The organism is Flavobacterium sp. Sd200 (genome assembly GCF_009826935.1).
Taxonomy (GTDB): domain Bacteria; phylum Bacteroidota; class Bacteroidia; order Flavobacteriales; family Flavobacteriaceae; genus Flavobacterium.
In genome coordinates this window covers 107,534-124,870 of record NZ_WUMN01000008.1, presented here as the reverse complement: position 1 = coordinate 124,870, position 17,337 = coordinate 107,534, and the positions used below count along the sequence as shown (strand labels likewise).

9 protein-coding genes are annotated in these 17,337 nt (G+C 40.5%); 4 read left to right on the top strand and 5 right to left on the bottom strand.

Annotation, left to right across the window (positions count from 1 at the left end):
* The first annotated feature begins 360 nt into the window (after positions 1–360).
* The 4 genes from GR160_RS17335 to GR160_RS17320 all read left to right on the top strand — a co-directional run bounded on the left by GR160_RS17335 (position 361) and on the right by GR160_RS17320 (position 12,679).
* Positions 361–1,782 carry a hypothetical protein gene (locus GR160_RS17335; protein WP_160751158.1) on the top strand — a complete coding sequence of 474 codons (1,422 nt, stop codon included), beginning with the start codon at positions 361–363 and terminating at the stop codon, positions 1,780–1,782.
* Positions 1,783–1,985: 203 nt separating this feature from the next.
* Positions 1,986–5,750, top strand: a complete 3,765-nt coding sequence (locus GR160_RS17330) for a GEVED domain-containing protein (protein ID WP_160751157.1) — start codon at positions 1,986–1,988, stop codon at positions 5,748–5,750.
* Between the two features lie 146 nt (positions 5,751–5,896).
* Positions 5,897–8,695 (top strand): gliding motility-associated C-terminal domain-containing protein, encoded by a 2,799-nt coding sequence (locus GR160_RS17325; RefSeq protein ID WP_160751156.1) that lies wholly within the window; start codon positions 5,897–5,899, stop codon positions 8,693–8,695.
* Between the two features lie 42 nt (positions 8,696–8,737).
* Complete coding sequence (locus GR160_RS17320; protein WP_160751155.1) at positions 8,738–12,679, top strand: T9SS type B sorting domain-containing protein; 3,942 nt, start codon at positions 8,738–8,740, stop codon at positions 12,677–12,679.
* Positions 12,680–12,842: 163 nt separating this feature from the next.
* On the opposite strand, the gene tpiA is transcribed toward GR160_RS17320, so the two are convergent.
* The 5 genes from tpiA to GR160_RS17295 form a co-directional block, all read right to left on the bottom strand.
* Positions 12,843–13,595: a triose-phosphate isomerase gene (gene tpiA / locus GR160_RS17315; protein ID WP_160751154.1), complete on the bottom strand. Its 753-nt coding sequence runs from the start codon at positions 13,593–13,595 to the stop codon at positions 12,843–12,845.
* Positions 13,595–14,095, bottom strand: coding sequence for a TlpA disulfide reductase family protein (locus GR160_RS17310; RefSeq protein WP_160751153.1), 501 nt, complete (start codon positions 14,093–14,095; stop codon positions 13,595–13,597). Before GR160_RS17310 ends, tpiA begins: the two co-directional genes overlap by 1 nt.
* A gap of 211 nt (positions 14,096–14,306) precedes the next feature.
* The gene (locus tag GR160_RS17305; protein ID WP_160751152.1) at positions 14,307–15,383 is read right to left on the bottom strand and encodes an ABC transporter permease; all 1,077 of its coding nucleotides are present in this window, start codon (positions 15,381–15,383) and stop codon (positions 14,307–14,309) included.
* A 117-nt stretch (positions 15,384–15,500) separates the two neighbouring features.
* On the bottom strand, positions 15,501–16,607 hold the full coding sequence (locus GR160_RS17300; RefSeq protein ID WP_160751151.1) for a MauE/DoxX family redox-associated membrane protein: 1,107 nt from the start codon (positions 16,605–16,607) through the stop codon (positions 15,501–15,503).
* A gap of 58 nt (positions 16,608–16,665) precedes the next feature.
* The gene (locus GR160_RS17295; protein ID WP_160751150.1) at positions 16,666–17,208 is read right to left on the bottom strand and encodes a DUF1599 domain-containing protein; all 543 of its coding nucleotides are present in this window, start codon (positions 17,206–17,208) and stop codon (positions 16,666–16,668) included.
* Between the last annotated feature and the right edge of the window lie 129 nt (positions 17,209–17,337).

Here is a 17,337-nt window from a genome sequence, read left to right as displayed (position 1 = left end):
TTAAACCCCCTTACTATAAAGTAAGGGGGTTTTGTTTTTTTACTATAACATCATGGCTAATTGTAAATAATGCAATGGAATAAAGTTTTGTGATTTTTTATTTTAGATATATAAATTACTTAGCCTGTATGATAAATATGCTCCTGAAATTATTTCTAATTGCTTTATTCCTTAAGTGTATGTTTCATTTATATCTAATTTCCTTGAATTTCAGTGTATTTGTTTTTAATACATTTAGATGCTATTGTGTTATTTATTTTTATTGAAAACGTTTTAATTATGATGTTGAATTTATTATTTAGACTTAATTAAAATTAAAGAATTATTTTTGCTTACTTTGCATTTATAATTGCTTTAAAAATGACCTTCTTTAGTAAAAGCGTTTCCGTTTTTGTTTATTTTTTGTTTTTGTTTACCAATGTATTTACTTTAAGTGCAAGTAATGGTAAAACACCTTTACAGCAAAAGGTGTCTGAAAATGGTAGATTGTTCAAGGAGAATATTAATAGTGCCTTCCTGCAGATTGATATTTTGCTAAAAGAGGCTGTTTTAGAAAGAGATTCTCTATCAGAACTCAAATTGCTTGAAAGGAGATGCCTTTATTTCTATAATAAGGAAGATGTAAACGGTTTGGTTATTGCCTGTGAAGCTTTTCAAAAAAAGGCTTCTGAATATAATAATGCCAACTCGGTGGCCATGTCTTACGTTTATCTGGCAGAAACACTATCTATGAATGGCTTACATGATAGGGCTATAGCTGAACTTGACAAGGCTCTTGCTGCATTGGAGAAATCAAACACTAAAGATGTTAAGTCGATATATACTAAAGCCAACGTGCTTATTAGTCAGGGGAACATCTATAATGATAAAGGTAATCCTAAAAAAGCAGCTGAAAGGCTTTTAAAGGCTATTAATAATTATGACCGATTAAGCGACCCGGAGGAGATTAAACAGGTTAATTATTTAAATTATGCTAATCTTGCCAGTATTTATGCCGAAATTGATATAGACTCAGCAGCATATTATGTACAAAAATCCATTAGTTTGAAACCTGAAAGTTATCCTGATACGGATGGAATGATGGGACTGAATAATCTGGTTTTGGGAAAAGTTTATCTACACAAACACGATTATAATAGTGCTTTGAGGTATTTTCTTGGTGCAGAGAATATAAGTGATAAAAGGGGAGAAATGCTTAATGCAGCAGATTTATATAAATGCATAATTGAAACTTATATTGCATTAGGAGAAAAAACAAAAGCTGAAAGCTACAGACAAAAACTTAAAGAACACGAACTTAATACACTTAAAAGTAAATACGATTCATTGCATAAAGTGCTTAAAGTTCCTGAAGCAAAAAAATCTTTTTTGACTAAGTATGCCGGATGGGGTGTAGCCATAGTTGCTTTACTTGTCCTGTCGGTATATTTAGTTTTATTTTATCTTAAAGGTAAAAAGCCTGGGAAAGAACAAATTTTGCCTGATGTAGAGGAAAAGTATGAATCTCTCATTGATCTGATAAAAAAGGATGACCCTGCTTATTTTTTTCTGTTCGAAGAGTTATATCCCGATTTTAAACCAAAAATCCTTAGCATAGAGCCAAACATTTCGCGAGCTGAAATGGAATTTTGTACTCTTTTAAAATTAAATCTTTCCACAAAAAAAATTGCCCAGCTAAAGTTCCTTGAAGTGCGTACTGTGCAAAACAAAAAGTATAAGATTAGAAAGAAATTAAATATACCACAGGAAGAAGATATATACAACTGGTTTGCTGCTGTATAATTCTAATAACCTTTTGTGTAAAAACTCATTTTTTTTAAGTTGTTGATAATCATGTATGGAGTATTGAAAGAGTAGGTGTTTTTACGTACAAAAGTGAAAAAGAGTAGCCTGTTTTTTTTGTTGGAAAACTCATAGATAATATTTTTGCCACGTTTTTATTTAGAACAAATAAAAATAAAGAAAAGCAATTTAATATATAAATCATGAGTAATTTTTACCAATCAATTACACTATGGGCTATTGGCCTGTTGGCTACGGTGCAGGCGAGTGCACAGTCTGAGCCTTCCAGGATAGTGCCGCTTTCGCTTACCGGTTTTAATGCCGATGTAGTAGCGGAAGGAACCGGTGGCAATGCCAACGACAAAACCACACATTCTGTAGATGCGTTCTACGTTTTTTATTCTAAAGATTTTGTACCGTCAAATCCACATTCTTCATCTGCTTCAGCTGTTGTCTATGGTGGAGGCCTTGAAAATAATGGTGCACTATTGAGCAGTGCTGTTGAAGGACTTAATTTTCAGGTGGCAGACTATGCTTCAAATAATGCATTGATACTTAGAAATAATGTTACTAACGAGGGAACTTTGACCCTTACAACTCCTAAAAAAGCTGAGAAAATATATATAGCAGCCGTTAGAGGAGAAGGTGGATCGGGGGCTGGTGACAACCATGATGTTACAGCAACAGTAAATTTTGCTGATGGTACGTCTCAGCAGGTTGTATTCCAGGCTACTGCCTGGTGGCAGGATGGCAGTGCTCCGGCAAATACTGCTATTGCGGGTATTGGTGAAGTGTCAAGAAATTCGGCTACATCGGGCTGGGCACCAAGGAACGAATTTAGAGGACTTACAAATGCAAGTCTTTTTTATAACGAACTTACGTTAGATGCTGCCAATTTTGATAAAGAGATCACTTCAATAGATTTTGTTAAGGCAACAACATCTAATGCTGCACATACAACGGCTATTCTCGCAGTTAGTATCTATGAAGCTGCCCCGGCAGTTACAGAACCGGTCGTGACAGGTTTTACCTATGATATTATTGCCAATGGAATTGGGAATGCAACTGAATCTACAGGTGTGGGGATGGACGAACAAAACCGTAGGGCTTTGGTTTCATTAGATTTTCAGGCAACTGCCGAGAGTGCTGTTCCAACACGAGGTTTACCTGTAGATGGCATTATTAACAGTGCCGCTACACCTGGTATAACATATCAGTTGGCAGATTATTCAGGGGCAAATGCACTATATCTTACACCTGATTATGTTACAGGTTCTGTAAATGACCTAAACTCCGGTACGCTTTCATTCACTGCGCAAAACAGAGATAAAGTTTACATACTAAGTACAGCTACAGGTGGCGGTGCTACAGGATTGACCTATAATGCTGTTGTTAATTTCAGCGATGGTACTTCTCAGCAGGCAACTTTACAGGCAAGAGACTGGTATGGTGGAAACTCTTATGCTATACAGGGTATAGGCCGTGTTAATATAGCCAATAATAATCTTGAAGAGCAATCTAATGTTGCTAATCCAAGATTGTATGAAGATGTAATTAATCTTACTGTAGAGAACCAAAGTAAAACCATTACAGGAGTCACTTTTAGCTTTGATGGCGACCAGTCGGCAGAATGGGGCAACGAGATAAGGCTTGCTATATTAGCTGTAACGACTACGGTTGCTCAGCCTGTTGTTGAAATAACATCAGTAGCAGTAACTACTCAAAACAATGTGCCAGCAACCATAACTTCTAACGAAGGTACACTACAATTAAGCGCGGCTGTAAACCCTGGTAATGCCAATCAGGCGGTTATGTGGTCTATAGTTTCGGGCAGTGATTTTGCATCTTTAAGCAATACAGGTTTGCTTACAGCCGCAAGCAACGGAACAGTAACGGTTCGTGCAACATCGGTTGCAGATGATACTAAATTTGGAGAGATCGAAGTAACTATTACAGGTCAGGTTCAGGGGTATTGTGAGGCTTATTTTATTAATGGCTGTGAAAACTTAAACATATCTAACGTTGTTACAACGGGTGCTGTTCAAAACATAAGTAATGCTACTACGGGTTGTATAGGCAATAACGATACTTCAAACGGTTATAGCAACCACACAAGTGTTATATTAAAAGCCTATAGAAATACAGCAGTAACTTTTACGGTTAACTTTACCGGAAGCCTAACTAATTTCACATATTTATCGGTTTGGATCGACTGGAACCATGACTATACATTTAGTGATGATGAGGCAGTATATCTTTCAACTACCGAAGAAGTTTCGGGTGCTCTTCAATTTACAACGACAGTTCCTGAAAATGCAGTAATTGGCAGTACACGTATGCGTATGAAAGCAGTTAGCGGATGGTTAGGTTCGGGTGCTTGTGGTTATAACTCTCAGGGAGAAGTTGAAGATTATACGTTCGAAATACTTGCTGATGGCCCTACATATTGTACACCAACCTATAGTGGCTGGGCAGTTAATGAGCCTGCAGAGCCTATCACTTCTGTTCAGTTTGGTGTTGATGAAAGCGTTGCAGGTGCTATCAATAACCAGTCAGCTACAGAGGTTTCTGTAGAGACACCACGATATGAAGATTTCTCTTCTACTGTTGTAAATGTAACTAAAGGTAATCAGTACACACTTCGCGTAAAAGCGAACACTAACGGTAACAATACAAACTACATTACTATTTATTTTGACTGGAATGGTGATGGTACTTTCTCTAACCGTACACCGGAAAACGAAGAAGAACAGCAACTATTGTTAAACCAGCCGGAAAAACACCAGCATACTACTGCTATTAGAAATAGTAACGGTACTGACGATATTGAAATGGTGCATACAGTAACCATACCAAACGATGCTATTACAGGACGTGTAAGAATGCGTATTGTTAAGAACCTTAATGCACCGTCGAACAGTCCGTGTACTAACCCGTTCTTCCCAAGAGGACAGGTGGAAGATTATACATTAAACATACAAAACGGCATTGCCATAGAAGAAGTAACGGTTACTACAGCAAACAGCGTTGAACCGGTTATTACTACAGAGGGTGGCACATTACAGCTTGTGGCTACAGTGGCTCCTACAGCAACTGCAAGCCAAAGCGTTACCTGGACAGTACAGTCGGGGTCAGATTTTGTTACTGTAAATGCAGGCGGTTTGGTAACTGCTCTTAGCAATGGTACAGCGGTTGTACGTGCAACATCTGTACAGGATACTACCAAATTTGATGAAATTGAGGTAACCGTTGCAGTAGCAGGCCCGTGTGATGCAGTAGAGGCATTCCGTTATGAGTTTGACGATTTCACAGCTTTCCCTGAACAATGCTGGGCTTCAAGCCAAGGTTACCCAATGATAGGTTTAACCACAGATGCAGACAAATCGATAAGGCTGTATAGCTTTATGGATCCGTCAGTAGACTTTTATGTTGTTTCTCCTGCAGTTTCAACAATTAACGGAGAATATGTACTGGCATTTGATATAGAGTCGGTAGCGGCAAACGCAGTTGGGAGTACGCTACAGGTTGGTACGCTTGCAGCACAGGATGACTATACAACATTTGCTCCTGTTGGCAGCCCAATAGTGCTTTCGGCAGCAACATCTTATACTTCTATACCTGTTCCTGCTACAGAAGGGCATCAGTATGTAGCTATTAAGTTTATCCCTACGGCACAGCACCAAATTGTTAATATAGATAATATTGAGTGGAAATTAGCTGAAGATATGGGTAATGGTGGATTTAACAGGTCTAACATCAAAGTATATCCTAACCCATCTAAAGATAACGTATTTATAGATACGGCATCGGTAATAAAATCGGTTAATGTATTTAGCCTTGTAGGGCAAAAAGTATTTTCCGGTGCAACAAACCGCGTAGACCTTTCGCCTTATGCTGCGGGTGTGTACATGTTTGAAGTAAAAACCGATGATAACCAAACACAGCTATTTAAGGTAGTTAAGCAATAAATAGTTAGCTTTTTTTTCAAACCAAAGAGGCATTTAAAAAGGAGTAATCCTTTTTAAGGCCTCTTTACTCATAAATAGGCTATCAGTAAAAAGTAAGATAATATTTAATAAAAGCCTGTTTTCAACACAACCTAAATTATTGTACAATGAATAAGATAAAAGCATTTGTCTTTTTGTTTTTTTGTTTCTTTATTTTCAGTCACGCATTTGCACAGCCATCACCAAGTTGCCCTGTGCCAACTAACATAGCAGCTATAAATACTACCGATACTGAAGCAGAATTTATCTGGCAGTCGGCAGGTACTGAGACCGAATGGGAGATCATCATCCAGATGGAAGGCACCGCACCACCCGCAAGTAACGTTTCGGGCGAAAGCGTTAGTGCTATGAGCTACTTTGCAGATTTTATAATCCCCCTTACAGGATATGATGTATATGTAAGGGCGATTTGTTCTTCTACACAGTACAGTGCATGGAGTGCGCCTTACAACTATTACAGTCCCGTAGCAAATGATAGTTGTGCTAACGCAACAGTGCTTAGTGTAAACCGCAACGACAGGTGCACACAAAGTACATCGGCAATGTTTATGGGATCTACACCATCTCCCGAAGCAGGCAGCTGTTCTGTATTTAATGATGGAGATATATGGTTTGCCTTTACGGCAACAGGCACCGTACATGCAGTGTCGTTGTCTAATTTTGCAGGCACACCGCTGCCGATAGTGCTAACTATGTATGAAGGGGCTGATTGTTCTAACTTAAATCAGCTATATTGCAGTAATGTAAATTATATTATGGCTCATGGCCTTACAACGGGCCAAACCTATTACATACGTGCAGCCATAAACCAGGCGGGCACACCAAGAGATGTAACTTTTGATATTTGCGTTAATACTCCCAACCTTTCTAATAACAACAACGGTCAATGTCTTATCAATACCGTTAACAACGATTTTGAGAACCCTGCCTACACTTCAAACTCGGTTAATTTTATAAACCACCACGCCATGCAGGGTTGGAGAACTACTGCAAGCGATGGTATAATTGAGGTATGGAATAACTATCAAAGCGTACAGGCATATTCCGGATCTCAGTTTATAGAGCTCAATGCTTATGAGGCATCGGGTGTATATCAGGACTTTAGTACACCTGTTTCAACTACAATAACTTACAGTTTCGCACACCGTGGTCGTCAGGGAACCGATATTTGCGGACTATATGCAGGTCCACCCGAGGGGCCTTATGAGTTGATCTACACAGCAACAACAGGTACCTCGGCATGGGGATTTTATACAGGTACCTATACTGTACCCACAGGGCAAACCGAAACCCGTTTTAAGTTTGAAGCCATTTCGGCAGCAGGCGGTTTAACGGTTGGTAACTTTTTAGATGCCATTTCGTTTACGGCAAACAACGGTATTCTTTCGCAAAATCCCGTTACATTAAATTGTAATATTGATATGGCCACACTTATTGTAGCCGGGGGCGACGGAACATGGACGGTTAATGCCAATAACCCGTCGATAACGGTAATGGATGATATTCATTCCAATTCACCCACTATTACAGGTTTCTCTGCGCCGGGTATTTACATGTACACCTGGACAACGCTATATTGCACCGATACGCTTTTGGTAGAATATTTTGGCAGCACTATTAATGCCCCGGTGGTTAGCAATGTTAGCTATTGCCAAAACGAAACTGCCGCTCCGCTAAGCGCAGCAGTAACGGCATTGCCTGGCCATATCATAAAATGGTACACTGCCCAAACAGGCGGTACAGCCTTAACGCAGGAACCTCTTGCAGATACTTCGGTTACAGGAACAATAACTTATTATGTAAGCCAAACTTCGTTAGCAGGAACATGCGAAAGCCCAAGGGTGCCATTGACCGTTACTGTTAATCAGCCAACTCCGGTTGTTGTAACTCTTAATTATGAGTTTGACGAATATTGCCTGCCATCAACAGCTACTCTAGTACCACAGCCGGGCACTTTGGCCGGAGGGAATTTTACTGCCGATAATGGCCTGATAATTGACCGCAACACGGGGTCAATAAACCTTGCCGCCGCTGTTGCAGGCCAGTATATAATAACTTACGTTATACCTGCTAACACGGTTACATGTACCGCTGAAGGGCGTGTTACATTTAATCTTGAATTAAAACAAAGTGTTGTGCCCGATGGCAATTTTTACTACGATAGTTTTTGTTATGATGATACCGTAGTTGTACCCACAACGGCAACCGGGTTTGTATTTGGAGGGACATTCCAGTCGGCACAGGGTTTGAATTTGGATACTAATACAGGAGTAATTAATGTAGCTGCCAGCACACCCGGGCAGTACATCATTAATTATTATTTAGCACCCAATCCACAGCAGTGCAGGCAGGAGGGTAGGGGTACAGCTACGGTTGTTATAAACCAGCCTGCTGTATTTACAGTGACCGGAGAATGCAGTGCCACAAACTATTTGCTTACAGTTGAGGGATTGGAAAATAGCAGCAACTCATATACATGGACAGATGCATCAGGCAATCAGATAGGTACGGACGACAAAGTGCTGAACGTTACCGACTATTTAAGGCTAAATCCCGGTACGGTTATCCCGGCAGGCGGATTGCTGTTTAATGTAGCGGTCAATTATGAGGGGTGTGTTTACAATGTGCCGCATACTGTTACTTCGGCTTTTTGCAGCATACAAAAAGGAATTTCCCCTAATGGGGATGATTTTAACCAGTCGTTCGACCTGACAGGTTTAGGTGTGCAAAAACTGGTTATTTATAACAGGTATGGCAAATCGGTTTATGAGCATCAGGCTAACTATACCAACCAGTGGCACGGACAGACCGATAAGGGGGATGAACTGCCTACGGGGACTTATTTTTATTATATAATGTCTGGCGATAATCGCGAGATAACAGGCTGGATATATATCAACCGTTAAAAGTCTGCAACAAAGTTTTACACAACATTTTTTAGAATACCGATGAAATTTAGATTACTGATATTTTTTGTACTTATCAATACACTCTGTAATGCACAGTATGCCATTAAGCATTACATAGCCCCTTCGCCATGGCAATATTGGAGTTTTGCAAATGAAATAGTAGTGTCTACAAAGGAGTCGGGAAATGTTAGTGTATCACTCTATAAAAGCGATGGTACGGCTATAACTACATTAACGGTAACTGCTGCTGCGCCGGTTTCTTACAGGTTTACAGGAACGGCATCGGCATTGCCCCGAAATACAATGGGATTAACCTACAATGACAGAGGACTGATAGTAGAAGCTACTGCCCCGGTTTTGGTTAATCTTCGCAATATAGCATCAGATGCTCCCGGCACCAGTAATTCTAACATAAAAGGTAATGCATCTTTAGTAAGTTTTGGCAATGAGGGTATTGGCAATCAGTTTAGGTTGGGTTATTACAGGAGTAGCTTTACAGGACTGTCTTCCGGTGGTCCTGTGTTTTCTGTTATGGCAATAGAGAATGGAACGAGTGTTACAATTAACGGTGTAGCTCTTGCTACCCTCAATGAGGGGCAAAGCAGGATTTTTACTGCTCCTATGGGAGCACTTTTAGAGGCCGATAAGCCGGTAGTGGCAAATGTGGGTAGCTATGGCGATACACCACAAGCTTGTGCAGGTAATGGTGAAGATGCTACTGTAGACCAAATTGCACCCATAAATGTATTGGGTACGCAATATATGGTTGTTAGGGGTAGCGGTACTGCAGGAACAGGACCAGACCATCCGGAACAGACGACCATAGTTGCCACCGAGCCGGGAACGACGGTTCAGGTAAGGAACTACAATGCAGCTGGTCAACAGCTTGGCACACCCAGAACGTATAACCTTGCCAACGGTGGAGATTTTCAGAGCATACACCATGGCGACGGCATCAACCAATACTCGAGCACCTTTATGGTAGCAAATAAACCAGTAATAGTATATTCGGGAACGGCAGTGAACTGTGAGACTGACATTTCTACGGTACTGCCTATCGGCGGATGTAGTGGCACGACTAATATTATAACTAAAAAGTTTATAGACTATGCAGGCAACAACCTCCCTTATTTTGCTTTTACAATTATAGAAAGTGCTACCGAACCAGTTTTGCTAAACAGTCAGGGTCTTGAAACGCTTACAGGTTTGCCAAGGGTACGCATAGGTACTACCGGTTTTTATATGTTAAGGTTTGATAATGATGCTATTGGTAATCCGCAGGACATAACCATAACCTCTAATGCAAGGCTTACAACAAGCATTGTACAGCAGGGAGACGGTTTTTCTATGTCTGGATTTTTCTCCGCTTTTAGCGATAGTCCTGAACCGCCCACAAGGGTCAGCAGTTCAGATCCGTGTATAGCCACATTAAGTACTACGCCAGGTCTTGCTCCTTACCAATGGTATCTTGACGGGGTTCTTATATCCGGTGAGGATACTGATACCCTGCAAACAAGCCAGTCAGGTAATTATAGTGTAGTGGGTACGAGACCATGTGGTATTACCTTACCATCGGCACCCGTATATGTATCGGTTGCAGGGTGCAGTAATTTAAAGGTAGAAAAGCAGGTGCTATCCATAAACGGAAATCAGGCCGTGTTTGAGGTTAAAGCTCTAAATACAGGCGGTACGGATGATACTAATGTACAGGTAACTGATTTGTTGCCTAATGGGTATCAATATGTCTCATCTACTGTAACATCAGGAACTTATGATCCGGTTACAGGATTATGGAATATAGGAAACCTTGCAGCGGGGGCGGCAGCGACTTTAATGGTTACTGTTACTATAAACAGCACGGGCAATAATGTAAATATAGCTACAATATTGGGCACCAATGTAGATATTAACCCGACAGACAATACGGCGCAGGCGATAGCACAAATCTCAGAATTGCAACTTACCAAAATTGCGCAGCAGCCTGTTTATCATAATGTAGGCGAGGTGGTGGTTTATGATCTTGTATTGACCAATTCTGGACAAACCACTATTACTAATATTACAGTTACCGATGCTAATGCGGATGCAGGAACGGTAATGCCATCTATTATTGCCACGCTTGCCCCAGGGCAAAGCGTTACCATATCGGCATCGCACACCGTTACAGCAGCCGATGCTCTTGTCGGAAATGTAACCAATCAGGCAGCTGCACAGGGCAATAATCCTTCGGGCACGGTTGTAAGCACTGTTTCAGATGATCCGTCGACCACAACTCCTGATGACGCCACCATTACCCCGGTTTTGCTGCGCAGTGCCGATATTGTTACGGTTAAGACAAACAATCAAACTACCTATCAGGCAGGAACGTCTACTACCTATACCATAACCGTTACCAACAATGGGCCTGATGATGCAACTAATATAACGATAACCGATGCTATTCCGGTAGGAATAACAGTTATGAACTGGACAGGTAACGGCGCTTCAGGCAACGGTATTCTTAATAATAACATTCCCTTACTAACAGCAGGAACATCAGTAACCTATCAGGTATCAGTGGATATTCCGCAAAACTTTACAGGTAATTTGGTTAATACTGTGGTGGTAGTTAGCCCTGATGTTACCGATCCTGACCCAACCTGCCTTCAATGTATCGATACTGATACACCTTGCGCAACCCCGGTTATCCAGAATCCTTCAAATCTTGTAGTTTGTGATGATGCTGTAGCCGATGGGCTGACAAGGGTTAACCTGACCGATAAAAATGCAGAAATAACTCTTTCTAACCCTGACCTTGAAGTAACTTATTATCTTGATAATACACAATTGCAATTAGGAAATGCTATAAGCAATCCGCAGGGGTTTGATATTACAACGCCATTTTTACAAACGGTTGTTGCAGAAGTTGTAAACAGATTGACAGGTTGTAAGATACAAACACAGCTTACTATAGTGGTTGACTCTAAACCACAACCCTTAACTTATTTAGAAAAGCATTTATGCCAAACCTCAAACGACCTGTATGATCTGACAGCCTATGAGCAGGAAATTTTAAATAACCAGACAGGTATAATCGTATCAGGCTATTTTACGAGCCTTGCCGATGCAAATGCTAATACAAATGCAATTGTAAGCGAAAATGCCTATCGTATTACATCATCAACCCAAACACTGTATGTTCGCTCAGAGAACAGTGCAGGCTGCCATGCTGTAACTGAACTCAAGCTGAATATATCCGGAGTTATTACCCTTAATTTGCCCAATCAATATAATCTTTGCCTCGATGTTAATGGTAATGTAATGGCCCCTGTCCAAATAAATACAGGCCTGCCGGCAACACAATATTCCTTTAAATGGTATAAAGATGGTGCATTGCTGCCTTCTGCTGAGCCATTTATAAATGTGTCGCAACAGGGTAGCTACAGGGTAGAGGTAACCAATAATTTAGGATGTTCGGGTATTGCTGCTACTGTAAGTGTAGGTGTATCGGCCGGGCCATTATCGTTGACCGCGCGGGTAACTACAGGATATTTTTCTGACAATCCAACCGTTGTGGCTTTTGCGGGGGGCAGTCGTAATTTTGTGTTTTGGATGGATAATGGCCAAGAGCAGAGCAGTACAACATTTACCAACGTGAGTGCGGGTCTTCATACTGTATATGTTAGAGATTTAGGTGGGTGTGGCAACATTTTGTCTTTCGATGTTTTGGTAATTGACTATCCTAAGTTTTTTACACCTAATGGAGATGGTATAAACGATTACTGGAATATTAGGGGGCTTCCACAAAACAGTAATGCCATTATTTATATTTTTGATCGCTATGGTAAACTTATAACCTCTATACTACCCCGCAATACATGGGGCTGGGACGGCACATTAAACGACCGACCATTACCAGCAACAGACTACTGGTTTAAAATTATTTACTTTGAAAACCAACAGCAAAAAGAGTTTAAAGCGCATTTTTCTTTGCTGAGGTAAGTGTTTAGTAACTGTATAATCGCTCAGTTTTGAGATAGTTTTTTTAGTGGAAAATCGCCTGGAGGAATTCAGGCGATTTTTGGTTTCCTATTAATGATCAGACAAATAAAAAAACCGTCTTAAAATCAATTTAAGACGGTTCAGTATTTTTGTATGTTAGGATTTATATTCCTGCAACAATAGCAAGAAAATCATCGGCTTTAAGAGCAGCACCGCCAATAAGGCCACCGTCTACATCCGGTTTAGAGAAAATCTCACGTGCATTGTCTGGTTTAACACTGCCTCCATAAAGGATAGAAGTAGCCTCTGCAATAGCACTGCTAACGTTTGTGCTTATCAGGTTACGGATAAACGCATGCATTTCCTGTGCCTGCTCCGGTGAAGCTGTTAAGCCTGTGCCAATAGCCCATACAGGCTCATAAGCCAATACAACATTAGCCCAGTCTGCCTGGCTGATGTGGAATAATCCTTCTTTCAACTGGCTTTCTACCACGTTAAAATGGTTGTCAGACTGTCTGTCGGCAAGTTCTTCGCCAAAACAAAAAATAATGGTAAGGTTATGTTTTAAAGCTGTAGTAACTTTTTGTGCAAGAAGTGCGTTGGTTTCGCCAAAATAAGCCCTGCGCTCTGAATGGCCTAAAATTACAGTGTTTACTTTAATGCTTTTAAGCATGTTAACAGATATTTCTCCTGTATAAGCACCACTTTCGGCCTGGTGTACGTTTTGTGCAGCAACAATAATGTTGGTTCCGGCAGTTTGTTTTACCGCAGCCTGAAGGTTTACAAATGTAGGTGCTACCACAATTTTAGCCTCTGTAAATTCAGGTTTTTTAGCAAGCAGTTCTTCAAGCAATGCTTCGGTCTGCTGGCTGTCGTTGTTCATCTTCCAGTTTCCTGCAACGATTTTTTTTCTCATTATTTAAGGTTTTTTAGTGTCTCAATAAGTTTAGCGTCGTCGGCTTCAATAGCTTTAAATAATGCTATTTTTCCGTTTTTATCAACCACCATATAACGCGGAATCCAATCCAGTTTTATGGCTTCGGCAAAAGCACCTTCTTTCATGCTTGTACCCACATGGTAGTTATCGCCCACCACTTTATATTTTTCAATACCCTGTTTCCATTTATCATCCTGCCTGTCGTAAGACAGAAAAAGATATTTTACATCTGGAAACTGCTGTTGCAGCGCATGCACTTTAGGCATGCCTTTAATACAATCAGGACACCATGAGGCCCAAACATCTATTACAACCGTTTTGCCTTTGTATTGGCTAAGGATGTCTTTAAAAGCAATTTCTTTACCGTCTAAGGTTTTCATTTTGGCAGAAAGGGCTTCATCGGTAAAAGCCGTTTGCTGTGCCTGAGAGCACGATACCATTGCAAAAAGCAGTATAGGCAATATGAGTAGTTTTTTCATTATACAGAATTAAAGTGTAACAAATTTACGATAACAGTATAAATTAACAGCCTGAATAGCTGCTTTTTTTGAGATTTGAAATGATGAATTGCATATAAAAATTCACTATTTCGATGTAGTGTGTTTGATTTAAAAATTGAAGAATTGAAAGATTGAAAAATTCCAGCTTTGGTAAACCTGCAATAGCTTTTTTATAGCTCAAAACATTAAACTAACTGAGTCTTATCCTTGGGTCGAGCCATGCATAAATAATATCTACCAGTATGTTTATCACTACAAAGGTAGCGGCAATAACCAGTACGCTGCCCATTATTACCGGGAGATCGAGAGTATTGAGGGCTTCCACCACCTCTTTGCCAAGGCCGTTCCATCCAAAAATATATTCTACAAATACGGCACCGGCAAGCATACTTGCAAACCAACCTGAAATGGCTGTAACTACGGGGTTCAATGCGTTTTTAAGTGCATGGCGGTGAATTATATTCAGTTCGCTTAAACCTTTGGCCCGTGCTGTACGAATATAATCCTGGCCCAATACTTCAAGCAGTGAGTTGCGCATTAGTTGTATTACCACACCCAACGGGCGTATGCCTAAAACTACAGAGGGTAGTATAATGTTTTTCCATTTAATGTAAGAGCCTTCGCCAAAATCGTCTACTTCATACAGGCTGCCTGTCATGTCTAAATTGGTGTATTTGTGCAGCACAAAACCAAACAGCCAGGCAAACAATATAGCAGCAAAAAACGATGGCAGGCTCATACCCAGCGTGCTTACCAATGCTATAACCCTGTCAAGCCAACTGTCTTTATATAATGCCGAAACAATACCTAACGCAATGCCAATTACTATAGCTATTACTATTGCAAAACATGCGAGCACTACGGTATTAGGCAGTGTGTCGCCTATAACCTGTGTTACTTTTTTACCACTTTTTTGGAAGCTCTCACGTAGGTAAGGTGCTTTTAAAACTGTAATTGTGCTACCCGCAGTAAAGAGCTTTGCTGCCGTATATTTCCCTTCCGTAAGAAAAGTATAATCGTCAGGATTCGTGCTGTGAAAGGACACAGGCGAAAGATCGTTTAAATAATAAAAATACTGGGTGCTTACAGGCTTGTCAAAGCCATATTTTTTTTTGATGATTGCAAGCTGCTCGCTGTTTTCATTCTGGTCGAGCATCATGCGGGCAGGATCTCCGGGCAGTACTGTAAACAAAAAGAATATGACCGTTACCACCCCAAAGAGCGTTAGCAGAGCATATCCGGTTTTATTTAAAAGGTACTTTATCAAAGTAATGAATTAGTGTTTTTTGTAATCAAAATCAGATCGCTTCTTGCCTCGCAATAACGGTACATGAAAAAAAGTGAAATCTGCATTTGCGTAAGCATCCATGTCATTCGCGTTCCCTTATTTTTTATAAGGCTTGTTATACGCCTTCATAAAATCGGAAACGGTAAACTTCTCTTCGTTAATACCATTCCATTCGGCAATTTTATTGCCATTCCACAGGTAAACCACGCCCGGGGTGTCTTTGCTGTTGCCCAAAAACTTCCAAAACGAAATAACATCCAGTACTTTATAAGGATATTCGGCTCCGGCAACTTTAAAGAAGTCAGGAATAACTTCTGACTCCTCATCCATAAACACAATTTTAAGCTCGGGGAAGTTTTTGTTTTTAGCCCTTAATTCTGTAAGGTCTTTTGCAACGCCCCTGCAATGTTCGCAACCCGGTGCAAAAAGCCCGACTATTTTTTTGCCTTTATCGGCATCAGCAAAATATTGCGAGTATATAGACCTTGCCTGTGCCGGTTCGTTAGCCACTGGCTTAGCTGTCTCAGTCGCTTTAACAGCAGGGTTCTCGGTAGTCTGCGCATCGATAGATGTTGTTGCTTCAGGTGCGGTTGTTGTTACAGTATCTGTAATTTCAGGTTCTACAGGAGCACCTTCAAGTTCAAAAGTGTTTGTAGTTTCTATAGTTGGCTGCTGGTTGCGGGGCTGTATAGGTGCAAGCATGTACACCATTAAAATGCATGCAAGCGTTACGGTTGTAAGCACCCAAAAGTTAGTTTTATCGCCGCTGTTTGGCAATAATTTGTATAGCCATATTAATAAACCTACGGCAACAATGTTTTTAATAATAGCTTCAATTGGTGTCATTGGCAAAAGGCTGCCAAAGCACCCACAGTTGCCCGAATTGCCACCATTACTTATGGTTTCTATACTCAGGTGAATTATGAAAACCACCAGCATTAATATAGTGGCAGGTGTTACTATTTTTTTTAGGTAATGGGGCTGTAACAATAAAAAACCTAAAGCAAACTCAATGCCTATAAGCGTACGCGAAAAATATACGGCCAACTCTTCCGAAAAGCCAAGCGGGTACAATTGCTTAACCTCGAAGGTAGAAATTGCGAAGTAAGGCGACGGATACATTTTGGCTATTGCCGATATAATGAACAAAAAAGAAATTATGCCGCGAAGTATATAAGGCAGATATGTTTTAAAGTCTTTCATTGGTAATACGTTTTTCCAAAAATAATGTTAACGGGGCGTTTTGCCTGTTAATGACTTGTTATTTAGCAAAGCCCATTAAAATAAGGGCAAACACCGCATAGTTCAGCATATCCTGATAGTTGGCATCTATTCCTTCAGAAACCAGTGTTTTACCTTTGTTGTCTTCTATTTGCTTTACGCGAAGCAGCTTTTGAAGTATCAGGTCGGTCAGGCTGCTCACACGCATGTCGCGCCACGCTTCGCCATAGTCATGATTTTTGGCAATCATCAGATTTTTGGTAAGCAGTACCTTTTCGTCATACAATTTTGTGGCTTCGGCAACATCAAGATCAGGTTGCGTAGCTGCACCTTTCTCGAGCGAAATAAGTGCCATTATAGAATAGTTGATGATGGCAATAAACTCGCCCGTTTCGTCTTCGTCTACCATGCGCACCTCATTTTCCTGAAGGCTGCGAATGCGTTGTGCTTTAATAAATATCTGATCCGTTAACGACGGAAGGCGCAAAATACGCCAGGCACTGCCATAATCGGTCATTTTATTAATGTATAATTGCCTGCAAACAGCAATAACCTTGTCAAATTCGGCAGAGGTGTTACTCATTATAAGTAGTATCTTTGTGTTGATTTTTTTTCAAAAGTAATAAAAAACGAACAGTAAGCCACGAATTGCGCTAATCTTCACAAATTTAGTTCTCCACTAATCAGTGATTATTCAGGAACAGAATGAATT